This window comes from Lacisediminihabitans sp. H27-G8 (assembly GCF_046156175.1).
In the GTDB taxonomy this organism is placed as follows: Bacteria; Actinomycetota; Actinomycetes; order Actinomycetales; family Microbacteriaceae; genus Lacisediminihabitans.
Window position 1 is genome coordinate 338,724 of the sequence record NZ_JAYLVL010000001.1, and the last position, 24,710, is coordinate 363,433.

The 24,710-nt window shown below is 66.5% G+C and carries 22 protein-coding genes, 1 tRNA gene and 1 other RNA gene; 13 read left to right on the forward strand and 11 right to left on the reverse strand.

The window, feature by feature from the left end; genetic code table 11:
- The first annotated feature begins 74 nt into the window (after window positions 1–74).
- Window positions 75–731 carry a nucleoside/nucleotide kinase family protein gene (locus VLI63_RS01570; RefSeq protein WP_409155129.1) on the forward strand — a complete coding sequence of 219 codons (657 nt, stop codon included), beginning with the start codon at window positions 75–77 and terminating at the stop codon, window positions 729–731.
- Window positions 732–747: 16 nt separating this feature from the next.
- Here the strand turns inward: VLI63_RS01570 and rnpB are convergent.
- The 5 genes from rnpB to VLI63_RS01595 form a co-directional block, all read right to left on the reverse strand.
- An RNA gene (gene rnpB, locus VLI63_RS01575) (RNase P RNA component class A) lies at window positions 748–1,122 on the reverse strand.
- 28 nt (window positions 1,123–1,150) lie between these two features.
- Window positions 1,151–1,891: a zinc ribbon domain-containing protein gene (locus tag VLI63_RS01580; protein ID WP_409155131.1), complete on the reverse strand. Its 741-nt coding sequence runs from the start codon at window positions 1,889–1,891 to the stop codon at window positions 1,151–1,153.
- A gap of 19 nt (window positions 1,892–1,910) precedes the next feature.
- Window positions 1,911–2,756 carry a Nif3-like dinuclear metal center hexameric protein gene (locus VLI63_RS01585; protein WP_409155133.1) on the reverse strand — a complete coding sequence of 282 codons (846 nt, stop codon included), beginning with the start codon at window positions 2,754–2,756 and terminating at the stop codon, window positions 1,911–1,913.
- Between the two features lie 45 nt (window positions 2,757–2,801).
- Entirely contained in the window at window positions 2,802–5,588 is a 2,787-nt protein-coding gene (locus VLI63_RS01590; protein ID WP_409155135.1) for a cytosine permease, read from the reverse strand.
- Between the two features lie 37 nt (window positions 5,589–5,625).
- On the reverse strand, window positions 5,626–6,528 hold the full coding sequence (locus VLI63_RS01595) for a DMT family transporter (protein ID WP_409155761.1): 903 nt from the start codon (window positions 6,526–6,528) through the stop codon (window positions 5,626–5,628).
- Window positions 6,529–6,740: 212 nt separating this feature from the next.
- On the opposite strand from VLI63_RS01595, the gene VLI63_RS01600 reads away from it, so the two are divergent.
- Both VLI63_RS01600 and VLI63_RS01605 read left to right on the forward strand, forming a co-directional pair.
- The gene (locus VLI63_RS01600) at window positions 6,741–7,061 is read left to right on the forward strand and encodes an ATP-dependent DNA ligase (RefSeq protein WP_185200762.1); all 321 of its coding nucleotides are present in this window, start codon (window positions 6,741–6,743) and stop codon (window positions 7,059–7,061) included.
- Window positions 7,058–7,186 (forward strand): hypothetical protein, encoded by a 129-nt coding sequence (locus VLI63_RS01605; RefSeq protein ID WP_409155137.1) that lies wholly within the window; start codon window positions 7,058–7,060, stop codon window positions 7,184–7,186. Before VLI63_RS01600 ends, VLI63_RS01605 begins: the two co-directional genes overlap by 4 nt.
- A 29-nt stretch (window positions 7,187–7,215) precedes the next feature.
- On the opposite strand, the gene VLI63_RS01610 is transcribed toward VLI63_RS01605, so the two are convergent.
- Complete coding sequence (locus VLI63_RS01610; protein ID WP_185200763.1) at window positions 7,216–8,175, reverse strand: RNA polymerase sigma factor RpoD/SigA; 960 nt, start codon at window positions 8,173–8,175, stop codon at window positions 7,216–7,218.
- A 200-nt stretch (window positions 8,176–8,375) separates the two neighbouring features.
- Here VLI63_RS01610 and VLI63_RS01615 point away from each other — a divergent pair, with 200 nt between their 5' ends.
- A complete protein-coding gene (locus tag VLI63_RS01615; RefSeq protein ID WP_409155138.1) occupies window positions 8,376–9,065 on the forward strand; it encodes a hypothetical protein in 690 nt (229 codons plus the stop codon).
- Window positions 9,066–9,128: 63 nt separating this feature from the next.
- Here VLI63_RS01615 and VLI63_RS01620 read toward each other — a convergent pair whose 3' ends face one another.
- Window positions 9,129–9,902, reverse strand: coding sequence for a hypothetical protein (locus VLI63_RS01620; protein WP_409155140.1), 774 nt, complete (start codon window positions 9,900–9,902; stop codon window positions 9,129–9,131).
- A 124-nt stretch (window positions 9,903–10,026) separates the two neighbouring features.
- Here VLI63_RS01620 and VLI63_RS01625 point away from each other — a divergent pair, with 124 nt between their 5' ends.
- Both VLI63_RS01625 and VLI63_RS01630 read left to right on the forward strand, forming a co-directional pair.
- Complete coding sequence (locus tag VLI63_RS01625; RefSeq protein ID WP_409155141.1) at window positions 10,027–12,045, forward strand: DUF262 domain-containing protein; 2,019 nt, start codon at window positions 10,027–10,029, stop codon at window positions 12,043–12,045.
- Window positions 12,042–13,217 (forward strand): SGNH/GDSL hydrolase family protein, encoded by a 1,176-nt coding sequence (locus VLI63_RS01630; RefSeq protein WP_409155143.1) that lies wholly within the window; start codon window positions 12,042–12,044, stop codon window positions 13,215–13,217. Before VLI63_RS01625 ends, VLI63_RS01630 begins: the two co-directional genes overlap by 4 nt.
- A 47-nt stretch (window positions 13,218–13,264) precedes the next feature.
- Here VLI63_RS01630 and VLI63_RS01635 read toward each other — a convergent pair.
- From VLI63_RS01635 to VLI63_RS01645, 3 genes are all read right to left on the reverse strand, one after another.
- A tRNA-Val gene (locus VLI63_RS01635) sits at window positions 13,265–13,340 on the reverse strand.
- Between the two features lie 112 nt (window positions 13,341–13,452).
- On the reverse strand, window positions 13,453–13,926 hold the full coding sequence (locus VLI63_RS01640; RefSeq protein WP_354575803.1) for a peroxiredoxin: 474 nt from the start codon (window positions 13,924–13,926) through the stop codon (window positions 13,453–13,455).
- Window positions 13,927–14,004: 78 nt separating this feature from the next.
- Complete coding sequence (locus VLI63_RS01645) at window positions 14,005–14,880, reverse strand: aldose 1-epimerase family protein (protein ID WP_409155144.1); 876 nt, start codon at window positions 14,878–14,880, stop codon at window positions 14,005–14,007.
- Window positions 14,881–15,039: 159 nt separating this feature from the next.
- Between VLI63_RS01645 and aceE the strand changes: the two genes are divergently transcribed.
- The 7 genes from aceE to VLI63_RS01680 all read left to right on the forward strand — a co-directional run bounded on the left by aceE (window position 15,040) and on the right by VLI63_RS01680 (window position 24,025).
- Window positions 15,040–17,766: a pyruvate dehydrogenase (acetyl-transferring), homodimeric type gene (gene aceE, locus VLI63_RS01650; protein ID WP_409155146.1), complete on the forward strand. Its 2,727-nt coding sequence runs from the start codon at window positions 15,040–15,042 to the stop codon at window positions 17,764–17,766.
- 18 nt (window positions 17,767–17,784) lie between these two features.
- Window positions 17,785–18,984 carry a PucR family transcriptional regulator gene (locus tag VLI63_RS01655; RefSeq protein WP_409155148.1) on the forward strand — a complete coding sequence of 400 codons (1,200 nt, stop codon included), beginning with the start codon at window positions 17,785–17,787 and terminating at the stop codon, window positions 18,982–18,984.
- A 260-nt stretch (window positions 18,985–19,244) separates the two neighbouring features.
- Window positions 19,245–20,162 carry an ACP S-malonyltransferase gene (locus tag VLI63_RS01660; RefSeq protein ID WP_409155150.1) on the forward strand — a complete coding sequence of 306 codons (918 nt, stop codon included), beginning with the start codon at window positions 19,245–19,247 and terminating at the stop codon, window positions 20,160–20,162.
- Complete coding sequence (locus tag VLI63_RS01665; protein WP_409155151.1) at window positions 20,159–21,163, forward strand: beta-ketoacyl-ACP synthase III; 1,005 nt, start codon at window positions 20,159–20,161, stop codon at window positions 21,161–21,163. The genes VLI63_RS01660 and VLI63_RS01665 overlap by 4 nt, the downstream gene beginning before the upstream one ends.
- Window positions 21,164–21,204: 41 nt before the next feature.
- Window positions 21,205–21,453: an acyl carrier protein gene (locus VLI63_RS01670; protein ID WP_185200773.1), complete on the forward strand. Its 249-nt coding sequence runs from the start codon at window positions 21,205–21,207 to the stop codon at window positions 21,451–21,453.
- Window positions 21,454–21,581: 128 nt separating this feature from the next.
- Window positions 21,582–22,817, forward strand: coding sequence for a beta-ketoacyl-[acyl-carrier-protein] synthase family protein (locus VLI63_RS01675; RefSeq protein WP_409155153.1), 1,236 nt, complete (start codon window positions 21,582–21,584; stop codon window positions 22,815–22,817).
- Window positions 22,814–24,025 carry a glycosyltransferase family 4 protein gene (locus tag VLI63_RS01680; RefSeq protein WP_409155154.1) on the forward strand — a complete coding sequence of 404 codons (1,212 nt, stop codon included), beginning with the start codon at window positions 22,814–22,816 and terminating at the stop codon, window positions 24,023–24,025. The genes VLI63_RS01675 and VLI63_RS01680 overlap by 4 nt, the downstream gene beginning before the upstream one ends.
- Window positions 24,026–24,088: 63 nt before the next feature.
- Here the strand turns inward: VLI63_RS01680 and VLI63_RS01685 are convergent, their stop codons facing one another.
- Entirely contained in the window at window positions 24,089–24,691 is a 603-nt protein-coding gene (locus VLI63_RS01685) for a cation transporter (RefSeq protein WP_409155156.1), read from the reverse strand.
- Between the last annotated feature and the right edge of the window lie 19 nt (window positions 24,692–24,710).

Here is a 24,710-nt window from a genome sequence, read left to right on the forward strand (position 1 = left end):
ATCCACCGTCCCGCAGCCGAGGTCTCCGAGTTCGCCGTCGACCCGACGAATCCGAAGGCTCTGCTGGAGGGCCGGTGAGCACGGAAGATCGGGCAGAGCCAAGCACCCCCGCAGACCTGCTGCCCCTGGTCGACCACCTCCACTCCCGGCTGAGCGTGACGGGGATGCGACAGATCATCGGTATCGCCGGAGCACCCGGAACGGGCAAGTCCACGCTCGCCCGGCGCCTTGCGGAGAGCCTCGGCGCGGCCCGCTGCGTCGTCGTACCGATGGACGGCTTTCACCTGGCCACCACCATCATCGAGGGCACTCCCCTTCGCGATCGCCGGGGAGCGATCGATACCTTCGATGTCGGCGGCTACCTCTCGCTTCTCCATCGTCTTCGCGATCGTGACGAGCCGGTGGTCTATGCGCCCACGTACCGACGCGGTCTCGAAGAGCCGATAGCCGCGTCGATCGCCGTTTCGCGCGACATCGACATCGTGATCACCGAGGGCAACTACCTCCTCTCGGCAGAGCCGGGCTGGCGAAGCATCCGGGACATAGTCGACGAGATCTGGTTCGTCGATACGCCGAGGGAGCTGCGGATGGCGCGACTCATCGATCGCCACATCGCCTCCGGCATGAGCCGAGAGGCCGCCACGGCCTGGGCGACGGGTCCGGATGAGGCCAACGCGCGCGCCATCGAGTTGACCCGGCACCTCGCCGACCGCCAGATCGAGGGAACCTAGCCACGGAGGCGGGTGGTGAATGGGCCGGCTATTACGCCGGGTTCTGTCCCGACACATCCGAAAACGTGTCATCGACGGCCATCTATCTACGATGTACGTTGCCGCACACCTCTAGCGGTCTACCCGGAAACTGGACGAGCCGCCCGTAACGCTTCCTGTTCGACCTTGCTCCGGGCGAGGTTTACCTAGCCGACCCGATCACGCGGGCCGCTGGTGGTCTCTTACACCACCGTTTCACCCTTACCGCCTGGTCGAAACCAGGTGGCGGTCTGCTTTCTGTTGCACTTTCTCGCGGGTTGCCCCGGGTGGGAATTACCCACCGCCCTGCTCTGTGGAGCCCGGACGTTCCTCGGTATCCCCGAGGGGATAACGCGACCGTCTTGCCGACCCATTCGAATGGACAGCCTAGCCGAGTGGGGCTAGAGCCCGGACTCCCCCGTGCGCACGAGGATCGCGCTGCTCTCCGGGCAGATCAACACGTCGTCCGGAGCGGCGGCACGGATCGCCGCCATATCGAACTCATTGAGCTTGAGGCCGCTCGCCTCCGATACGCCACCGCGGAGCAGCGATGCACCCTGGCCGTACCGGGCACGCTGGCGCTCGTAGAGCGCAAGGAGCTCTTCGGGCACTTTGCCCGCGATAGTCGAGCGATTGGCTGCGGCATGAGTGCGTTCGCTGGTGATGGTACCGAGCGACTCCTCCTTCTCGGCCACCACTCCCGCGATCGTGGCCTGCAGCGCGTCGTGCCTGGCACGGAGCTCCCGCATGGCGGCTTCGAGACCATCGACCCGCTCCATCACCCCGAGTTCGATCTCCTCGAGTTCGAGCTGGCGGCGCGTGAGGCCGGCGAGCTCGCTCTCGAGGCCCGCTACATCCTTGACCGATGAGGATGCCTGAAGGCGCTCGGTGTCGCGCTTGATCCGTGCTTCGACCACCGCTACGTCGGACTCGATGCGACCGAGCTCACGCTGGGCGTCCTCCAGCGCGCCGGTCGCACTGAGGGTCTCGACTCTCAGTGCCGTCGACTCGCTCTCCAGCCCCGCGATCACGGCGAGTTGCGGCAGCTTCTTCGCCCGGTGATCGAGCTGCTGGATGCGCGTATCGAGAGCCTGCAATTCGAGCAGGTGGGCCTGGTCGTTCGGGCTGGCCTTCAGTGCCATGGGTGCCTCATTCGGTTGGTCATTGGACGATCGTGAAATCCCAGGGGTCGGTGCGGAGGTCGCTCACGGTGACCGTGACGCCGGCAAGCGCGGCGCGCAACTCCTCGGCGGCGACATCCAGCCAGAGCCATTCGCTCGCCCAGTGCGAGACGTCGACGAGCGCCGGCCCGGAGCCGACCTTCGCGTTCTCGCGCGACTCGGACGCGGGATGATGCCGCAGATCCGAGGTGATGTAGACATCGGATGCGAGCACCGCAGCCTCACCGAGAAGCGAGTCCCCCGCCCCGCCGCAGAGGGCTACGGTTTCGATCACGCGATCGTAGTCTCCGGAGACGCGGATGCCCGACGCGGTTGCGGGCAGGATCTCCGCGAGCTGGCGCGCCAGTCGGCCGAGCGTGCTCGGCTCCGGGAGACGGCCGACCCGTCCGATGCCACGGGATGCTGTGGCTCCGGAGGTGATTGGGAGCGTGTCGAGAAGGCCGAGATGGGAGGCAAGGACGGCGGAGGTGCCGCTCTCGACGACATCCGCGTTGGTGTGCGCCGCGACGAGCGCACAACCGCCGCGGATCAGCCGGGCGAGCACGACGCCCTTGTACCTGTCCTCCGCGACGGAGGTGACCCCGCGCAACAGGAGCGGATGATGCACGAGCAGCAGATCGGCGCCGGCGGCGACGGCCTCGTCGGCCACGTCCGGCACCGCGTCGACGGCGAGGTGAATCGAGGTGACGACCGCGCGTGGATCACCCGACAGCAGCCCGGCAGCGTCCCAGCCTTCCGCCCCGGCGATCGGCCAGAGGCGTTCGACGACGGCGCAGACATCCGCCACGGTCACAGTTGCCGTGTCGGCATCGGCGGAGTGAGGCATCCGCCCATTGTAGTTTCGGAGCGGGCCGCCGGTTGCGCCACGCGATCAGGGGCGCGACGCCTGACGTCGCTCCTGGCGACGGATGGTGGAGATACCGGCCACCAAAGGGGTGAGCACCCCGAGCGCCAGAGACACGAGAACGCCCGCATCCGTCGAGCCGAGAGCACTCGACAGACGAACCCCGGCCGCGCGGAAGAGGTAGCCCTGCCAGCCGAGACCGGTCAGCGAGGCCGAGGTGAGTCCCCATCCGATGACGGATGCGACCACCAGCATCGAGAGGTTGAGCCAGTTCACGTCGCGGTAGATTCCGCCGCGGGCCAGGAGTGACTTCGTGTCGAAACGCCGACGGCGCAGGATCATCTCGGCCGAGAAGATGCCCGCCCAGGCGGCGACCGGCACGGCGAGCGTGGTGGCGAGATCGCGGAACACGGTCACGACATTGCTCACGGTGAAGCCGAGGGCGATCGCGACGGCGAACACCAGGATTCCCACGATCACGGTCGCCCAGCTCCTGGTGACCTTCAGGCCGAGAGCACCGAGAGCGAAACCCCCGGAGTAGATGCTCAGGATGACCCCCGACAGCAGGCTGAGCGAGATCGCCGCGATCAGCGGCAGCGGGTACCAGCCCGGAAGGAGGCTCGCGATGGTGTCGATCGGACTGCTGCCGAGGCCCTTCGCGATCGCGGGATCGGACGCCGCGAGGATCGCTCCGTAGGCGATCAGCAGGAAAGAGGGAACCGTCGTACCGAACGATGCCCAGAGCATCGCCGCTCCACCGGATGAACTGGGGCGCTGGTACCGGGCGAGGTCTCCGCTGCTGTTGGCCCAGACCAGCCCGACGAAACTGAACACGAGCACGATACCGGTCACGACCAGGATCACGGGGCCGTCCCCCACGGTGAGCGCAGCGGAGATGTCGACGGCCGGCCAGGTGATGACGAGGAGAGCGACGATGAGCCCCGCAGAGAGGATGCCGAGTACCAGCTGGATGCGCGCGAACAGCGCATAGCCGAAGAACGCCACGATGAGCGCGAGGAGGAATCCCGCTGCCATCACGATCACCATCAGCTGCAACTCGGTGAGGGTGCCGTCAAAGCCGGAGCGGACGAGGATGCGCGCGGTTGCCGCCGCGATGATCCAGAGGAGTACGGCACCCCAGAACAGACGACTCAGCAGGGCGATCGCGGCCGGAAGAATGTTGCCGAGGTGGCCGAATGTCGCTCGCGAGACCACCATCACCGGCTGCCCGCTCCACTTGCCGGCGAGCGTGCCGAGGCCGAGCGGCAGGAACGAGATCGCCACCCCGATGAAGGCGGCGACCACAGCCTGGCGAAGGCTCATGCCGAGGGAGAAGATCGCCGCACCGAAGGCGAGACTGATCACCGAGGAGTTCGCGGCGAACCAGAGCCAGAAGAGGCGCGATGCTCGACCAACGCGCTGGTCTAACGGCGTCGGCTGCGAGCCGCTGGCCTCCGGGGTGAACACCCGCGCACCCACCGTCTGTCGCTCGATGACCGCTATGGCGGCGGATTGAAGGAAGGGATTCATCGTGCCCGGCGCACGGAGGCCGTCGTCGCCGGGGAGTTCGGTGGCTGAAGTCGCCTGCACCCCGACCGGGTCCTGCGCCCCGACCTGGTCCTGCGTCGACAGCCCGGCGACCGCATCCGCCGATTGCGGCGCGAATCGCGCGGGCAACCCGGCCGGAGAGTGGGCGGGCTGAATCGCCGCATTCGGCACGAAACCGGGGGGGATGACCGTGGGCACTGCCGTGTAGGGCTGCGGCTCGATGAGCTCGTAGACGGGGGGCTCGGCCGCGGCCGAAACGACAGGCGCGGCGGTTACCGCTTGTGGCGCGGCAGTTACCGATTGTGGCGAGACAGTCGCGACGGGTGATGTATCGCCGAAATCGGGATCGGGATCAGGCGCGGCCGGCGCCCGCGGAAAATCCGGCGCCGAAGGCACCTCCGGCACCGGAATCGTGTCATCGTTCACGACGGCCAGCCCTACCGGATCCGGGGAGGACGCGGGATGCGGCGCGGGCGCCGGATCCGGCGAGAACTCGGAACCCTGCGCGGGCGCCGGATCCGGCGAGAACTCGGGACCCTGTGCGGGCTGCGGATCCTGCGAGAACTCGGAACCCTGCGCGGGCGCCGGATCCTGCGAGAACTCGGGACCCTGTGCGGGCTCGGTATCCCCCGGGGGCATTGGCGCCGCGGGGGCGAGGGGCGCGCGCCGGGCCGTCTCCTCCCGTGCGGATTCGGCCCGGGCACGCGCGTGCTCCGCGTCACGGATCGAGCGACGAGTCGGAAGCACGTCCACTGGGGGTAGGACAAGGGCTGCGTCGACAGGGGGCGCCCCGGCGGCCGGCTGCTCGACAACCGGCTGCTCGACAACCGTTTCCTCTACGCCCGATTGATCGACGCCCGTTTCCTCAGCAATCGGCGAGTCGAAAACGACCGGCTCGCCCGAGGGCGCCGGAAAATTCGACAGATCGAGGGCCGGATGGGGCGTGATGGTCAGGGGGGCTGCAGGCTCGTTCACCGGCAGTGGCCCCGGCACTGTTACCCGAAGTGGTTCGTCATGTTCGCGTGGGGCCGCCGGGCCGGTGTACACCGCACGCGCCATGGGCGGCGGCCGGGGAGTGCTCACGGCCGGCGTCGTGGGGGGCGGCATGATCGTGATGCTCCCGGTCAGTCCGAGCCGCACCGCTTCATCCGACATCGCCGCTGCGAGAGCGTCGTCGTCATAGTGCTCGAAACCGTCGCTCGCCCCGGCCGGCTCGACCGGGCTGTCGGGCTCGGCCGCCGCGCCGGCGAAGGCCTCAGTGTCCATGCCCAGTTTCCATGCCCAGAATGATACGGGTTCGGTGTCAATTGTCCGGATGACGGGCCGCAGACATCACGGTAACTCCCGCAAGGACGAGCGCGAGTCCGATCCAGCCGACGATCGCGAGGCGCTCCCCCACCACCACGACGGCGAGCAGCGTTGCCACAAGCGGCTCGAGCAAGGTGATGGTGGTGGCCGAGCTGCTGCGGAGCGTCACGAGCGCGAAGCCGAACAGCAGGTATGCCACGAGCATCGGGCCGATGGCGAGGTAGGCGGAGATTCCGACACTGAGTGCGCTGTTGAGGATGGGTGCACCGGTGAGGATGAGCACCGGGAGTAGTCCGATGGAGCCGAGCCCGAACATCCCTCCCATGACTCCCCGGGAGGGCAGCCCGAGACCGATGGCCCGGGAGGACGCGTAGGTGTACAGGGCATAGGCGATGCCGGCGAGAAGGCCGAGCAGCACTCCCGGGAGGGGGTTTGCCGCGCCGTGGTCGCCCCGGGTCGAGCCGCCCGAAGCGAGCAGGGCGATCCCGGCCACTGCCGTCACGGTGCACGCGATCCAGACCAGTCCCGGTCGACGGCGCTCCCAGAGCCACTCGAAGAATGCGGCGAACACCGGGCCCGAGCCGAGCGCGACGACATTGCCGATCGCGACCCCGGCCAGATTCATCGCCGCATAGAAGGCGAGTGGATAGACCACGACACCGATCGATCCGACGAGCAGCCACCGCAGGGCGGCCCGATCACGCACCGCGGAGACTGATGACCGCAGCGAGACGACGAACAGCAGAACCCCGCCCACTCCCATCGTCGCCGAGCCGACGGCCAACGGGCTCACTTCGGCGGGAAGGAAACTCGCCACCGTGCCGGTGGTGCCCCAGAGAATGGACGCGGGGATCAGTGCGACGACGCCGGGGTTCACCCGAGCCTGCGCCCCGCTCATACTCACGACAACACATTCTAAGGGCCGGGTACGCCCCATCGGCTCCTCAGGCGCCAGCCCCCGACGGGGAAAACGCCTCGGAGGCGATGACCGAATGGAGTCGCTTGTCAACACCTTCCTTAATTGATTTCAGAATGGCGGTGACGTAGTAGCGTTCAATTCAGACTTGAGGACGACGATCCTCGATTCACCGTGATAACAGGAGAACCAGCGTGGGAAAGTTGCTCTACGGCCAGACCATCGAGGTCGTCTTCGACGATCGCGTCCTTGCCCACCTTCAGCTCGTGATCGGGCTCAAACTCCGTCGTGACGAGAGCTTCTTCTTCTCGTGGAGAGATGAGCAGAGCGTGGGCGACGGGCGCAGTGTGATCTGGCTCGATCCATCCATCCCGCTGGTCTTCCGCTACAGCGGTGGCCGCATGCCCAAGATCAACCGCGAGTGGCTCGAAGCCCTCACGATCTCCTCCAACAGTGCGCAGGGCCTCCAGCTCACCGAGGAAGTCGGTGCCCTCGGAAAGACCTCGGAAGAATGACCGGGGCCGGTCGGGACGACGACGCCGACGACGCCGAAGCAGAGGTCTCGAAGACTCCCCCGAGCGACGACCTCAGCTTCGAAGAGGCCATCGACGAGCAGGAAGACGCCGAGCCGCAAAGGTAGCGTTCGCTTGTTTCGCGCCGGTTGAGACTTCAGGCCAGGTAGGAATGCAGGTCCTCGCTGCGCAGGCGCTTGAGGCTGCGGGTCTCCAACTGGCGTACGCGCTCCCGGGTGATGCCGTACAGCTCCCCCACCTCATCGAGGGTCAGAGCCTGGCGGCCCTCCAGGCCGAACCGCAGGCGGAGCACCGTGGCATCTCGAGGCGGCAGCGCGTCCAGCTTGCGCCGGATGTCGTCATGCCGAAGATCGAGCTCGACCGACTCGTGCGGTTCCGGAGTGTCGGTGTCTTCGATGAGGTCTCCGAGCTCGGTGGTGCCGTCGTCGCCGATCGGGATGCCGAACGAGATGGTGTCGTGATCGGACTTCGCCAGCTTGATCACCTCGGCCACAGTCACCTGTGCGGAGTCTGCGACCTCTTCGATGGTCGGCGTGCGGCCGAGTTCGTTCATGAGGTCGCGGCGCACTCGATCCAGCTTGTCCATCTTCTCGACGGTGTGCACCGGGATGCGGATGATGCGGCTCGAGTCGGCGATGCCCCGCAGGATGGACTGGCGGATCCACCACGTGGCGTAGGTGGAGAACTTGTTTCCGATCGCGTAGTCGAACTTCTCCACGGCCCGCACCAGGCCGAGATTGCCCTCCTGGATGACGTCCATGATCGGCAGGCCGCGGCCCGCATACCGCTTGGCGATACTCACCACAAGGCGGAGGTTTGCGCAAACGAACTGTTGGTACGCCGCGTCGCCGTCGCGGGAGAGCCACAGCAGTTCGCGCTTCGCTTTGCCATCGAATTCCGGATGCTGGGCGAGGCGTTCTCCGGCGAGGACACCCACCTCGATGCGACGGGCGAGACTCACTTCCTCGTCTGCGGTGAGGAGCTGCGCACGCCCGATGCGCTGAAGATAGTCGCGAAGAGGATCGATGGAAACCTGCGCCGCACCTCGGGGGGATTCGAGGGTGGACTCTTCGTTCTCATAGGCGCTGATCGTCATGACTTGACCCCTTTATTGGTTACATTCAGCGTATGGGACTGCAGAATTTCGAGCCCAGGGCTTGACACTGACTGGCCGGAGGCGCTACCACTCGATCGATCAGTCGCACCCAGCTTTCCGACCGTCACGCAGGCCGCTCTGGTAGCGTCAACGCTGTTTCTCCGGGCACGTCCTGGTCGGTCCCGGTGAAGACGCCCCCTATGACCATTCCCCGCCAGCCTCTCCCCTCTCGACGCGCCGCACTGCGGCCGCGCCGACCGTCGCGAGCCCCGAGGCGGTCGCGACTCGCCGTGGGAGCATCCCTCGGTGCGCTCTCGCTGATCGCCGTCTTCGCGATCGCGCCGCCCGCAACACCGGATGCGGCCGGCCAGCTCGCGGTCTACATCTCGGAACATCCGCAGACCCTCCGCGTCTCGGATCGCGTTTCACTGCAGGACGGTTCCCGCGACGGCTATTCGGCCACTGCGGGAGTCGAATCCCTGGCGGCCAGCGGCACCAACTACTCCTGGGCGAAGCTCGTGATGCTCTCCGGCGGCTGGCCGCAATCCGAGGCGAATGTCACCGTGATGGTGCGCTGGATGCGCCAGGAGAACGGCACCGCAAGCTGGTGGAACCGCAACAACCCGCTGAACAACGGGTACGGCTCCGGCGGCGGAAGCGGACTGGGAAGCTACGACACCCTGGTGACCGCCGCCCAGAAGGCCGCTCAAAACTTGCAGCGCAACCCATCGTTCGCCACGATCGTCGCCGCTTTCGCCGTGTCCGCCCCCACCAACATCACCGAACAGGCGATCTGGGCCTCCCCCTGGGCCTCAAGCCACTATGGCAACGGATCGCGCTGGCACACCTCCTCGGTTCCGGAGGTTGCGGCACCAGCAAGCGCCTGGTGAACTCGGCCTACGACGAAGGCCCCGGTCTCCCGACCGGGGCCTTCATTCAGAGTGGTGCGGCGATCAGGCTTCGCTCATCGCCGTCTTCTCGGCCTGGCCCTTTGCCGCATAGTAGGCCGCGCGCGCCGCGATGCGACGGGCCTGCTCGGCCTGGCCGGCATCCAGCACGTCCTGGGGCACCTCGACGTTCGGCACGCGGCTCACACCGTTGTGCTTCTCGATGTAGGCGTCGAGCTCGGGGCCGGACTCCCACGACGTGATGAGGCAGTAGCGGGGCTCGGTGCCGACATGGGTGGCGGCGTGCCAGAGGCGCTGGGTGTCGATGATCAGCTGCGCACCGGCGGGCAGGGCGATGCGGTATTCGACGCTCGGGTCGGTGCGGTTCTCGCGCAGCACGAAATAGCTGTCTTTGTCGTCGGTGAGGTTGAAGAATCCGCGAACGACCCAGCCGGTGCCATCCGGGTTGAGACGGTTGTTGTCGTCCTGGTGCAGGTTGTAGAGGGTGTCTGAGTACTCGTTCGGCTGCAGCTCGATCACGCGGCAACGACCGACGTTCGCGCCCGGCTCCTGCGCCCGACGCACGAGATTCGGCGCCTTCTCGACCTGGGACGGGATCCAGACGCCGTCCTTGTCGGTGCGCGGCGGCTTGTGGTTCCAGAACCCGTTGACCTCGATTTCGCCCTTCGCGCTGGCGAGGGGGGCGAACTGGGTCTCCCCGGACGACTTCCAGTCGACGTACTCGATATCGCGCCACTCCTGCGGGTCGAGTTCTTGGTTATAGCGGTCGAGGACGACGTAGCCGGTCTCTTCGAGCGCGGCGGATTTGATGTAACCCATGATGCGAATCATGACCTTTCGTAAGGGGCCAGCACGTTTTAACAGGCCCAACTTAGGTAAGCCTAACATTCGACGCCCTGTCAGCCTCGAGCCCCGCCGAGGTGCGAATAAACTGGGCGCAACCATGGGTACTGCCACGAATATCGAAGCCACCGCTGTCAATACGATCGCCTGGCTCTCCGCCGAGCACACCACCATCGTCGTACCGGTGTACCAACGCCAGTACCGCTGGGATATCGGCGCCTGCGAACAATTGCTCACCGACATCCGAGCGGTGGCCGACTCCGACGATCGGCACATGCATTTCATCGGGTCGATCCTGTCTTCGGCGAGCACCGAGGGCAGCGCAGCCGAACTCGTGCTGATCGACGGCCAGCAGCGAATCACGACGCTCATGCTGCTGGTCGCGGCACTGCACCACAGTGTGCTGAACGACCCGACGCTCTCCGCAGACCCCTCGCTCTCCGCCGATCTCGAGAGAGTGCTCGTGCGGGACGCACAGCGCGAGCGCACCAAACTCCGTCCGCACCGCGCCTGGGCCGCGACCTTCGAGAGCGTCATCCTCGACCGGCGGCTGGACGATGCCGACCCTCGCGACTCCCGCTTCGACGACAACTACGCGTTCTTCCGCAGCCAGGTGCCCGCGTCGGAGGTCGCGCTCATCTGGAGCGGCCTGCAGCGCCTCGAACACGTCGCCATCACTCTCGGGGAGGATGCGAACGCCCAACAGATCTTCGAGAGCCTCAACTCCACCGGCGAGCCCCTGCGTGATCACGAGCTGATTCACAATTACGTGTTGATGGGCCTGTCGCACTCGGAGCAGAGCGAAATCGAAGACTCGTTCTGGGTGCCGATCGAGCACAACACCGGCGATGCCATAGCCGGCTTCTGGCGGCACTATCTGGTGATGACGACCGGGCGCGAGGTCGACACGACGGGCGGCCGCGGTGTCTATGACGCCTTCCGGCAGCGCTTCCCCCGCCTCGATCTCGATGCCCTTCGCGCGCACGCCGCGGAGTGGAGGGAGTACTCCGAGATCTACCGGATCCTGCTCCAACCGGCGCTGGCCGGCGATGCCGAACTCACCCGCCAGCTCGAATTCACCAACACCTTCGGCCGAGGGATGTACCCGCTGGTGATGCGCGCGTACCGGGACCACCTGAACGGCGGGCCGGGCACGACCCTCGTGGCCACCCTGGAACTGGTGCAATCTCTCCTCCTTCGGCGCACGATCGTCGGCCTGGACAACGACAGGCTGGTCGGGCGACTGTGTCGGGCCGGAGAGGCCGGTACGGACGCTCTTGCCAACGCCATCGCCCGGATCACCCCATCCGACGCCCGGGTTCGTGTGGCGCTCAAGTACGGAGACCTTCCGCACGCGGGCTACGTTCTCGCGCGTTTGGCCGGTGTCGACGGCTCGCTCGACCTGGATGTCGATCACGTCTTTCCGCTCGCTCCCGCCGACAGCTGGAGCGGAGACGGCATCCGCGAATGGGCGGAATACAGCGATGACGAGCAGAACAGCCATCGCGCTCTGGCGCAGACCCTCGGCAACCTTGCGCTGCTGGAGGCGCCGTTGGCGGAGCGGGCGCTGGACGCATCCTTCCCCGCAAAACGGCACCTGTTCGCGCGGAGCGCGATCCCGCAGACCCGCACCCTCGCCGACGGTCAGGCCTGGGGAACCGCCGCCATCGGCGAGCGAACAGCAAGACTGACCATCGATTTCCTCACCATCTGGGCCCGCCCGACGGCCGCAGGCATCGACGACGACGGCCTCACCCCGATCCTCGACGCACAACGCCGTCGCGGATGGCCGCGCGGCTGGCAGCGTGAGTTCGAGTACGTGGAGTACCGCGGAGAGCACTGGGAGGTCTACGACGTCAAGGCTCTCTTCAATCGCATCTTCAAGCGCCTCTGGGCGGATGCTCGGGCCGATGTCGTCGCCTTCAGCACCCGTCGCGGCGGCCCGATCTTCGATGCCCAGGCGTGGAACGGCCAGTGGGACGCGCTGGACGAGTCCAACTTCCTTTACATGGGCTGGGACTCGAAGTACATGCTCACCGCCGTGCAGGGGGTGCTCGAGGAGTCGGACATCGCCTCCGAGGTGTTCGTCAAGTACTCCTACATCGGGGATGCGATGTGAGGAGTGTCATCACTCTTGTTCTCGCGGTTTCGCTGTCACTGTCACTGTCACTGTCGCTCTCGGTCGCCGATCCCGCCCACGGAGCATCCCTCTCCGGAGGAGAGCAGCAGAGCACGCACGGACTCGAGTACGTCGCGCTGGGAGACTCCTTCTCATCGGGACTCGGACTCCCGGACCCGGTCAGCGACTCGCCGTCGTTCTGCCACCGGTCCGCCATCAACTTCCCCCACCGGGTGGCCCGGACGCTGGGATTGACGCTGAAGGATGCGACCTGCGCGGGCGCCACCACCTCGAACGTGATCTCGTCCCCACTGAAATACGGCAAGGGCAGCTCGCCGCCACAGAGCGGTTCGCTCAGTTCCCGCACAGCAGTGGTCACCATCACCATCGGAGGCAACGACCTCGGTTTCGTCGATGCGACCAAATCGTGCGTCGCGCTCGGACGTGAGGGGCCGCTGCTTCTCGCCAAGGCACCCGATTGTCGATCCCTCTTCGTCCACGACGGTGCCGATGAGCTGTCACAGCGGATCGATTCCGCGGTGGTGCACGGCACGGACGCCTACCCGAGCGGCCTGGAGAAGACCTTTGCGACCATCGCGAAGAAAGCGCCTCATGCTCGGGTCTTCGTCATCGGTTATCCGACGATCATGCCCGATCCCTCACACATCCCCGCCGGGGGCTGCTTCAACGCCAGACTCACCGGCACCGATCTCGCGGATGCTCACGCCGAGAACATCTTCCCGTTCACCGACACCGACACGAGATACCTCAATTCCATCGAGCAGAAACTCGATGCCGCGACCGGTACTGCGGCTCGTGCCGCAGGCTTCACCTACATCTCGCTGCTCCACAGCACGGCAGCGAACAGCGCGTGCGCCCCCGTGAAGGAACGGTTCCTCAACGGCGTCTCCATCGATCGCAGTTCCTCGGGCTCGGTGGTTCTCCGAGCCGGTAGCCTGCATCCCGACGATCTCGGAACGGCCTTCCTGGCGGATACCGTCGCACCAGAGATCGCCGCGGCGTTCCCCGCGAAGACCTCGAAGGCTCCCACCCCGGCAGCCTTCCCGGGGGCGCCGCTCTGGATCAGCGCGGCCGGAGTGCTCGTTCTCTCCCTGGCACTCATCGTGTTCGTGGGCCGGCGCAGACGACGGCGCACCACGCCGATGTCCTGACGGCATTCCGAGAGACAGCGACGTCGAAAAGTACCCGACACTTTTAGTGGTGGGCCCTACCGGGCTCGAACCGATGACATCCACGGTGTAAACGTGGCGCTCTACCAACTGAGCTAAAGGCCCGCAGTGCACGCCCGCGAGGGCGGCTGCGACGAATCAATATCGTACAGGCATCCGGCTCGGCCGCGAACAGCGGAAGATGCTGCGCACTCCGGGGTTCGGAGCGGGAAGAGGCTCAGACAGTCACCGGGGAGAGTTCGGCAAGAGCCTCACGGTAGGCCGCGATCGAGCGCGCCTCACCCGGTGCCGTGACGAAGCTCGCGCGGATGATGCCGTTCACGTCGATGAGGAAGCTCGCTCGATTCGCGAAGCCCTTTTCGGGCAGGAAGACCCCGTATTCCTTCGCGACGCCTCCGTGCGGCCAGAAGTCGGCCAGCAGGTTGAAGTCGTAACCATCAGCTTCGGCGAAGGCGCGAAGGGTGGCCTTCGAGTCGACGGAAACCCCGAGGAGTTCGATGCTCTTATCGCTGAAGAGCGAGAGGTTGTCTCTCAACTCGCAGAGCTCGCTCGTGCAGGTGCTCGAGAACGCGAGAGGGAAGAAGACCAGCGCGACCGGCTTCTTGTGCCGGAAGTCGCTCAGCCTGACGTGCTCCCCGAATTGGTTGGGGAGTTCGAAGTCGGGGGCCAGGGTGTCGTTTTCCAGAGCCATGTGAAGTTCCTATTCTCCGGAAGATATGAACATCCGGTAAACACGATTGGCAAGCATACGCCCGGTGAGGGTGGAGTCCTAAGGCGCAGGCTGCTCGATCGTGACGCTGTAGGTGAACTTGCGGCTCCCATCCGGCTCGAGCACGAACTGGTGTGGTTTCTCGCTGTACTCACCGGAGAAGCCCTGGGCGGCCGTCATGCCGAACCACGGTTCGATGCAGACGAACTCCCCCGGCGCCTTCGACCAGACTCCGAGGATCGGGAAATCGGGGAACGAGACGACGATGCAGGGTGCTCCCGGTGCCGAGTAACGCACCGACCGACTGGCCAGTTGGTCGAAGATGACCGCGTCTGCGACGAACAGTGCATCGTCGAGCGCGAGGGTGTCGCCCACCACGGGCGTCGGCTGCGAGTCGACCAACGCGAGCCCGTCCACGATGCGGCGGATGGGAGCAGGTTCCGGCTTCGCGAACTCGATCACGTGGGTGTCCCGAGCGATGCCCTCCACCAGTGGCCAGACGAAGGCGGGGTGCTCCCCGAGCGATGCCGAGAATGGCACGCTGTCGGTGTTCGTGACAGTCGTCGTGACAGTGAGCGTCGCCTCCGACACCGAATAGAGAACTGCGAGACGGAAACGGAAGGGGAACTTCTCCCTCGTCTCCGGCGAATCGACGAGCGTGAACAGAATCGAGCGCCCATCGGCATCCGATGCCTCGAAGCTCTGGTCGCGGGCGAAGCCGTGTTGTCCGATCGGGTAGCTCACGCCCTCGTAGTGCAAGATCCCGCCCGGCATCTGCCCGATGATGGGGAACAGGATGGGCGCGCGCCGCTTCCAGACGGACCGCCCCTGCCAGAGCAACTCCCGGCCGGCTCTGTCGACAAGGGACGACAGCTCGGCTCCCACCTCGTCGATGGTGATCCGGAGGCTGCCGCTGTCGATCGTGTGGAGGACCATGGCTGAGACGCTACCCGTGCTGGGCAAGTCCGCACCATGCGCAGGACGCGTCGCCAGCGAGAACTAGACTCGATACGGCCCTTCATCCCGGCGACGGTCGCAACCCGATCGTCACCGCCAGGGTCACGGATTGTCCACGGAAAAGATGCGAGGTCGACGTTGACGGTAAACGACCAGGACCCCTACTCGGTGAATCACACCGACCAGGACCCTGAGGAAACTGCGGAATGGCAGGAGTCCCTCGATGCGCTGGTGGCAGCGCAGGGCCATGAACGCGGGCGGGAGATCATCCTCAGCCTGCTGAAGCGGTCGAAGGAGCTCCACCTCGGAGTGCCGATGGTTCCGACCACCGACTACCTCAACACGATCGCTCCCGAGAACGAGCCCGAATTCCCGGGGGACGAAGACCTCGAGCGCCGGTACCGCGCCTGGCTGCGCTGGAACGCCGCCATCATGGTGCACCGCGCCCAGCGCCCCGGCATCTCCGTCGGTGGTCACATCTCCACCTACGCCGGCTCTGCGACACTCTACGAGGTCGGCAGCAACCACTTCTTCCGCGGCCAGGATCACGCCGGCGGCGGTGACCAGGTCTTCTACCAGGGTCACGCTTCCCCCGGCATGTACGCCCGCGCCTTCCTCGAGGGGCGCCTCTCGACCGACCAGCTCGACGGATTCCGCCAGGAGAAGTCGCACCAGGGCGGCGGACTCTCGTCCTACCCGCATCCTCGTCTCATGCCGGACTTCTGGCAGTTCCCCACGGTGTCGATGGGCCTCGGGCCGATCAACGCGATCTACCAGGCGCAGTCGAACAAGTACCTCACCAACCGCGGGATCAAGGATGCCTCCGACCAGCAGGTCTGGGCGTTCCTCGGCGACGGCGAGATGGACGAGGTGGAGAGCCGCGGTGCCCTCCAGCTCGCGGCGAACGACGGCCTCGACAACCTCAACTTCGTGATCAACTGCAACCTCCAGCGCCTCGATGGCCCGGTGCGGGGTAACGGCAAGATCATCCAGGAGCTCGAGAGCTTCTTCCGCGGTGCCGGCTGGAACGTCATCAAGGTGATCTGGGGCCGCGAGTGGGACGAACTCCTCGCCCGCGACTCGGAGGGCGCGCTCCGCGACCTGATGAACCGCACCCCTGACGGCGACTACCAGACCTACAAGGCCGAGAGCGGCGCCTACGTGCGCGAGAACTTCTTCGGCCGCGACCCGCGCACCCTGGAGATGGTCAAGGACTACACCGACGACCAGGTCTGGGGACTCAAGCGCGGCGGGCACGACTACCGCAAGGTCTACGCGGCCTTCAAGGCGGCCTCAGAGCACAAGGGCCAGCCCACCGTGATCCTCACCAAGACGGTGAAGGGCTACGGCCTCGGCCCGTCGTTCGAGGGGCGCAACGCGACCCACCAGATGAAGAAGCTCACCCTCGACAACCTCAAGCAGTTCCGCGACGCGATGCGCATCCCGATCACGGATGCCGTTCTCGAGGAGAACCCGTACCTGCCGCCCTACTACCACCCGGGTGAGGACGACGAAGCGATCCAGTACATCCGCGAACGCCGCACAGAGCTCGGGGGGTACCTCCCCGAGCGCCGTACGCGGCACGTGCCGCTGAGCCTTCCGGACGACTCCGCCTACGCGATCGCCAAGAAGAGCTCCGGCAAGCAGGAGATCGCCACCACCATGGCCTTCGCCCGACTGCTGAAGGATCTGCTCAAGTCCAAGGACTTCGGTCACCGCATCGTGCCGATCATCCCGGATGAGGCGCGCACCTTCGGCATGGACGCCTACTTCCCCACCGCCAAGATCTACAACCCCAGCGGGCAGCAGTACACCTCCGTGGACCGCGAGCAGCTGCTCGCCTACAAGGAGAGCCCCCAGGGCCAGATCGTGCACGTCGGCATCAACGAGGCGGGGGGCTTCGCGGCCTTCACCGCGGCAGGAACGTCCTACGCCACCCACGGCGAGCCGCTGATCCCCGTTTACGTCTTCTACTCGATGTTCGGCTTCCAGCGCACCGGTGACGCGATGTGGGCTGCCGGAGACCAGATGGCACGCGGATTCATCGTGGGTGCCACCGCCGGCCGCACGACCCTCACCGGTGAAGGTCTGCAGCATGCCGACGGCCATTCCATCCTGCTCGCCTCGACGAACCCGGCGGTCGTGGCCTACGACGCCGCCTACGGTTACGAACTCGGCCATATCGTCAAGGACGGTCTCGACCGCATGTATGGGGGCACTCATCCGCACCCGAACGTCATGTACTACCTCACCGTGTACAACGAGCCGATCATCCAACCGGCCGAACCGGAAGACCTCGACGTCGACGGACTGCTCAAGGGCATCTACCGTCTGAACGCGAGTACCGTTCAGGGACCGAAGGCACAGTTGCTCGCCTCCGGTGTCGCCGTGCCGTGGGCTCTCGAGGCCCAACAGCTGTTGGCGGAGGACTGGGGCGTGTCAGCGGATGTCTGGTCCGTCACCTCCTGGACGGAACTGCGTCGCGACGGCCTTGCCGCCGAGGAGCAGAATTTCCTCAATCCCAACTCTGAGAAGCGCGTGCCCTATGTGACGCAGAAGCTCTCCGGAGCCGAGGGACCGTTCGTCGCGGTCACGGACTTCATGCACGCGGTGCCGGACCAGATCCGTCCCTTCGTCCCCGGAGATTTCGCCACCCTCGGTGCTGATGACTTCGGATTCTCGGACACCCGAGCTGCGGCCCGTCGCTTCTTCAAGATCGATGGTCCGTCGCTGGTCGTGCGCACGCTGGAGTCTCTCGTCGCGCAGGGCAAACTGCACCCGGGCATCCCGCAGCAGGCGATCGAACGCTACCGTCTGCACGATGTGACCGCGGGCACCACGGGCACGGCGGGCGGCGAGAGCTAGCCCGACGCTCGCGACGACATGGCACCTGCGGTCAAGACAAAGGAACAGACGCTCGCCTGGCTGAGGGCGATATCCGGCGAGCTCGCCACGGCGACCCTCAAACGACTCGACGACACGCTCTCCTGGTACGGCGAAATGCCGCCGGGGCGGCGGTCGGCGGTCGGGCTGGTCGCTCAGGCGGGAATCACCTCCTTCATCCACTGGTACGACGACCCCACCTCGACCCCATGGATCGCGGCGGATGTCTTCGGCGCGGCTCCCCGTGAGTTGCTTCGCTCCGTGAGTCTCACGCAGACCCTCCAGCTCATCCGCGTGACCGTCGAAGTGGTGGAAGACCGCGTCAAGGGCGCCGACGAGACCGTGCGGGAGGCGATCCTGCTCTACTCCCGGGAGATCGCTTTCGCGGCGGCGGATGTCTACGCCCGTGCGGCCGAGGCTCGCGGGTTGTGGGATGCACGGCTCGAAGCTCTCGTCGTCGACTCGATCCTGAGCGGGGAGTACGACGACGAACTGCCGTCGCGAATCGCCGCGCTCGGGTGGCATGGGCATGGCGAGGTCTCCGTTCTCGTCGGCACCGCGCCGAAGATGCTCGACGTCGACATGCTGCGCCGAACCGCGAGACACCTCGATGCCGACGTGCTGATCGGCGTGCAGGGAAGCCGGCTCGTCCTCGTGATCGGGCGCGCTCATCCCACTCCCCAGGACGATGAGCCCGCGGACGCGACCCTGACTCCCTTTCTCGAGATCGCATCGGCGCTGGAGCCGGGTTTCGGCGACGGTAACCTGGTACTCGGCCACCAGGTTCCCTCCCTGGTCGAAGCATCCCGCAGTGCCAAGGCGGCGCTCGCCGGATTCGCGGTCGCCCGGTCCTGGCGCAACGCCCCCCGACCCACTCTCGCCGATGACCTGCTTCCCGAACGGGCACTCGCCGGGGACGCCCTCGCCCGGGCCACGCTCATCAACCGCATCTACAAACCGCTGCAGGCGCACTCCACCGAGCTCCTCGCCACTCTCTGGTGCTACCTGGACAACGGTCGGTCTCTCGAGGCCACGGCACGCGAGTTGTTCGTTCACCCCAACACTGTGCGGTACCGCCTCAAACGGGTCTCCGAGGTGATCGGATGGGATGCCACGGGCGCCCGGGAGTCCCTCATCCTGCAGGCGGCTCTCATCATCGGATCGATCGCCGAGCCGGACGGTCCGCTGCGCCGCCGCTAGCGGCCGTGCGGAACGCTGGCGCGCCGCCCACGCCCACGGGCGAAAACGGACACTCCGGTCCGGCGTGCCGGCCCGTGCGGGCCGCAATCGCCCGCTGTGAGCGCACCGCACCCCGGCCGGAGAACCTGCCGAGGACGCCGGTAGTCCGGGTCACAGTCTGCCGCCGACCCATCAGGATTGTGGGATCGACCCAAGCTGCGCGGTATTTCTTAGTGACGGTCTACAACCCGGGAAGTGCTCGAGCACGGCAGACTGGACTGATGATCGTCGTCGTCTGTCCCGGCCAGGGTTCTCAAACTCCGGGCTTCCTCTCCCCCTGGCTGGCTGAACCACGGTTCGCCGATCACCTCACCGCGCTCTCGGATGCCGCGGGCATCGACCTCGCCGCGCATGGCACCACCTCCGACGCCGACACGATCCGCGACACCGCCGTCGCCCAGCCGCTCATCGTCGCCGCCGGCCTCCTCACTCTCGCCGCGCTGCTCGAGGGGCGCCGCGACAAGATCGGCGGAGTCGCCGGGCATTCGGTCGGCGAGGTCACCGCCGCCGCCGCCGCCGGCATCCTCAGTGAGACGGATGCGATGACGCTCGTGCGCGAGCGGGGATCCGCCATGGCCGGCGCCGCGGCCCTCGAACCCACCGGCATGAGCGCGGTCATCGGCGCAGCGGAAGACGAACTGCTCGCGAAGCTCGCGGAGCTGGGGCTCGAACCGGCGAACTTCAATGGCGGGGGCCAGATCGTGGTCGCGGGAGCCCTCGATGCACTAGCGGCTCTCAAGGAAGCGCCGCCCACCGGGGCGCGGGTGATTCCCCTTCAGGTCGCGGGGGCATTCCACACCAGGTATATGTCGCCGGCGGTCGCCCACCTGTCGACCGTGGCTGCGGGAATTGAGACGCACGATCCGAGCCTCACCATCTGGACCAACCACGATGGATCGGCAATCGCGAACGGTGCCTCGTTCATCGAGCTGCTCGTCGGGCAGGTTTCCTCCCCTGTACGGTGGGACAAGACAATGGACGCGTTCGCGGCCGCTGGCGTCACCGGCCTGATCGAGATCGCGCCGGCCGGCGCCCTGGTCGGCTTGGCGAAACGCGGCCTCAAAGGAGTGCCAACGGTGGCCGTCAAGACTCCGGACGACCTCTCTGCCGCATTCGACCTGATCGACGGGAAGTCATGAGCCACCCCATCCTGAACCAGACCCACGGTGCGCAATTCACCCGTATCTACAGCTACGGCGCGGCGCGCGGCGACCGTGTCGTGCCCAACGAAGAATTGATCGGCCCGATCGATTCGAGCGACGAGTGGATCCAGCAACGCACGGGAATCGTCACCCGCACACGCGCCTCAGCCGGCATCCTCGCGGTCGACCTCGCCACGGATGCCGCTCGGGAGGCGATCGAGAAGTCCGGCGTCGCCGCCGACCAGATCGACCTTGTGATCATCGCGACGATCAGTAACGTGCAGCAGACCCCCTCCATGGCCGCGGTCGTCGCGGATCGCGTCGGCTCCAACCCGGCAGCGGCCTACGACACCAATGCCGCCTGTGCCGGATTCAGCTACGCCGTCACCCAGGCCGATGCCCTCATCCGCACGGGTGCCGCGCACTACGCCTTGGTGATCGGCGCAGAGAAGCTCAGCGATGTGGTCGACCCGACGGATCGCTCCATCTCGTTCCTGCTCGGTGACGGTGCAGGTGCCGTGGTGATCGGCCCGAGCGAGACTCCCGGCATCGCTCCGGCGGTCTGGGGCTCTGATGGTTCCAAGGCGGATGCGGTGGGCATGAACTCCACCCTCACCGCCTTCCGCGACGGAACTGCCGAGTGGCCCACCCTCCGCCAGGAGGGCCAGACCGTCTTCCGCTGGGCCGTCTGGGACATGGCCAAGGTCGCCAAGCAGGCCCTGGAGGCCGCGGGAATCACCTCGGCCGACCTCGCGGCATTCATCCCCCACCAGGCCAACATGCGCATCATCGACGAGTTCGCCAAGCAGCTCAAGCTGCCCGAATCGGTGATGATCGCCCGCGACATCGCCACGACCGGCAACACCTCGGCCGCGTCGATCCCTCTCGCCACCCACCGGCTGCTCGCCGAGCATCCCGAACTCAGCGGCGGACTCGCGCTGCAGATCGGATTCGGCGCCGGGCTGGTCTTCGGAGCCCAGGTCGTTGTGCTCCCGTAAGATAATCAACGGTCAAACGACACCCCCAAGGAGATAACACAATGGCATTGTCCACCGAAGAAGTACTGGCCGGTCTCGCCGAGCTCATCAACGACGAAACCGGCATCGCCACCGACTCGGTCGAGCTGGGCAAGTCGTTCACCGACGACCTCGACATCGACTCGATCTCGATGATGACGATCGTCGTCAACGCGGAAGAGAAGTTCGACGTGAAGATCCCGGACGAAGAGGTCAAGAACCTCAAGACCGTCGGTGACGCCGTGAGCTTCATCGTCGCCGCCCAGGACTAAGTACCACCCAGCACGGAAATCGGGCCCGCTGGGCCCACCAACGCGGCTGGCCAGCCCACGCTCTTCGCTGGGCTGGCCGCGCCCGTCGGACGACGCCATCCGCGTCTATTCACCAGAGAGTTGCCGCCATGACCAAGAAGATCGTCGTCACCGGAATCGGTGCTATTTCGCCGATCGGAGCCACCGCGCCCGATACCTGGGCCGCACTCCTCGCCGGCGCCTCCGGTGGCCGCAGCCTCGAATACGACTGGGTCGAGAAGTACGACCTTCCCGTGACATTCGCTGCCGAGTCCATCGTGCGGCCCGAAGAGTTCCTCGAGCGCCAGGAAGCCAAGCGCCTCGACCCCTCCGCCCAGCTCGCTCTCGTCTCCGCCCGTGAGGCGTGGAAGGATGCCGGCTCGCCCGAGGTCGCCCCCGAGCGCCTCGGAGTGGACTACGCGACGGGCATCGGCGGACTGTGGACCCTCCTGAACGGCTGGGACACCCTGCGCGAAAAGGGACCACGCCGCGTGCTTCCGATGACCGTTCCGATGCTCATGCCCAATGCGGCATCCGCGGCGATCAGCATGGACCTCGACGCGCGCGCCTTCGCCCGCACCGACGTCTCCGCGTGTGCCTCCAGCACCGAGTCCATCGCCAATGCGTACGACCATTTGCAGGCGGGCCTCGCCGACGTCATCGTCGCGGGCGGAACCGAATCCGTGATCCATCCCTTCACCATTTCGGCCTTCGCCGGCATGCAGGCGCTCTCGAAGCGCAACGACGACCCCGCGACGGCCTCGCGGCCCTACGACAGTGCCCGCGACGGATTCGTCATGGGCGAGGGTGCGGCGACCATCGTCATGGAGACCGAGGAGCACGCTCTGGCCAGGGGAGCCCGGATCTACGCCGAGATCGCGGGAGGTGGGGTCACGAGCGACTCGTACCACATCACGGCGCCCGATCCCGAGGGCCGTGGGGCCGCCAGAGCCGTCTATGCGGCGCTCGAGCAGGCCGGCGCCACGCCGGATGAGGTCGTTCACATCAACGCGCACGCCACCAGCACTCCGGTCGGCGACATCGCGGAATACAAGGCGCTGCTCTCCGTGTTCGGCGACCGACTGGGCCAGATCCCCGTCTCGGCCACTAAAGGCGCGACCGGCCACCTGCTCGGCGGCACCGGTGCGCTCGAGGCGATCTTCACGATCCTCGCGATCCGTGACCGCACCGCGCCTCCCACGATCAACCTGACAGACCAGGATCCGGAGATCCCACTCGATGTCGTCACGAGCCCCCGCTCGCTCGGCGACGGTCCCTTGCTCGCCATCAGCAACTCGTTCGGCTTCGGCGGTCACAACGCCGTGCTGGCCTTCCGGAGCGTATGACCGGCGCGCCAGGCGGCCCGCTGAAGATCGCCATCGTCAGCGACTACTACTTCGACTATGTCGGGGGCGCCCAGACCTCGATGCGCCAGCAGAAGCTCGCACTCGAGGACGCCGGGCACACCGTGATCGTCGTCTCGCCGGCCCGTGGCTTCCGGGGAGCGCGCTACCAGCGATCCGCCGACGGCCTCCTGGTGAAGCCGCTGTTCCGGCTGCCCGTGCTCGATCTCGCGGTCATCCCCAACAACGCCCGCAGCGTGGCCGCACTCGAGCGGTACCTGCGCTCCGAGAAGGCGGACGTGGTGCACGTCCAAACAGAATTCGGGCTTGCGCACGTGGTCGATGCTGCAGCGGCCAACATGGGGATCCCGCTCGTCCATACGGTGCACAGCTTCTACTGGGCGAGCGAGGGACCGCCGCAGGCATCCGTCGCCTGGTTCATCCGCTGGGCTCTCCAGCTGGTGATCGGCGAGAAGATCCCGAACATCCTGTTCACTCCGCGCAAGACCGACAACCTGCTGCGCAATCTCGTGCTCGCCATGGCCCGTCGTGCGAAGCAGGTGGTGTCGCCCTCGAAACACCAGGCGGAAGACCTCGCCGCCGCCGGCGTCACCGGCACCATCTCGGTGATCCCCAACCCGATCGCGACGTCGGATGTCGCGTCCAACGCCCTCACGATCGAACAGGCGCGCCACCCGAGCTTCCTCTGGGTCGCCCGCTGCGAGCCGGTCAAGCGTCCGCTGCACTTCGCGAGGGCCGTCATCGCGGCCCTGGCGCGCACCGACAACGGCTTCACCGTGGACTTCGTCGGAGAGGGCTCAGACCTTCCCGCGCTGAAGAAACTGGCCGCGAACCATCCGGAAATGCGGGTGCAGGGTGCCCTCCCGCATGACGAGGTGCTTGCGCTGATGGATGCCTCGGCCGCCATCGCCCTCACCTCGCTGGGATTCGATAACCAGCCGATGACCATCGCCGAAGCCGTGAGCCGGGAGCGCGGCGTGTTGTACTGCGATCCGAAGCTCAAGGAGGGGCTGAGCAACTCGGGCTATCTGTCGGAGTCTGCGGATGATGCGGGCCTGGCCGATGCTCTCGTGGCGCTCGTCGAAGACCCCTCCTTGCTCGTCGGGCTCTCGAAGGGTGCCCTCGTCGATCGCGAGCTGTTCTCGCCGACGAACTACGTGGAGCGCATCGTCGAGGTCTACCGCCGGTAGTGCCATCAGCCAGCCGGCGAATCGCCTGGCTGGTTTCCACTCGGCTCTCTGCTCGGCTCCGGGCTAGGACTGGCCGGAGCGGAAGATCTGTGTCGCTTCCCGAACCGCGTAGAAGACGATGACGAAACCGGCCACCGGATCCGCCCACCACCACCCCAGGAGGAGGTCGAGGCTGATTCCGAGGAGCACGGCGACGGCGAGCATTCCGTCGACGAAGGTCACGCGGCCCTCCGTGAGCAGCACGGGGTTGCCGAGGGCGCGACCGGTTCGCCCCTTCGCCGTCGCGAGGCTGAACATGACGACGGCCGTCACGGCGGTCCAGACGATCCCCCCGACACCGGGCGATGCACGGTGACCGGTTACCAGCGCCGCGACGGACTGGGTGAGCAGATACGCGGCCAACAGCACGAATGCGATCCCGATCAGCCGCAGCGCGCGCCTCTGCCGGGCTTCACCCGTGCCCGACAGCTCCCACAGCACGACCGTGGACGCGCCGATCTCGATGAGACTGTCCAGCCCGAACCCGGCCAGCGCTACCGAGGACGCCTTCGCCGCGAGAACAGTGAGTACGGCCACCCCGGTGACGTTCCAGGCGAGCGTCGCCCATTCGAGACGTCTTCCCCGGCGCAGAAGACGGGTGCCCGCGTCTGAAAGCGGGGAAGGCAAGCGATTCGTCCCGCGAGCG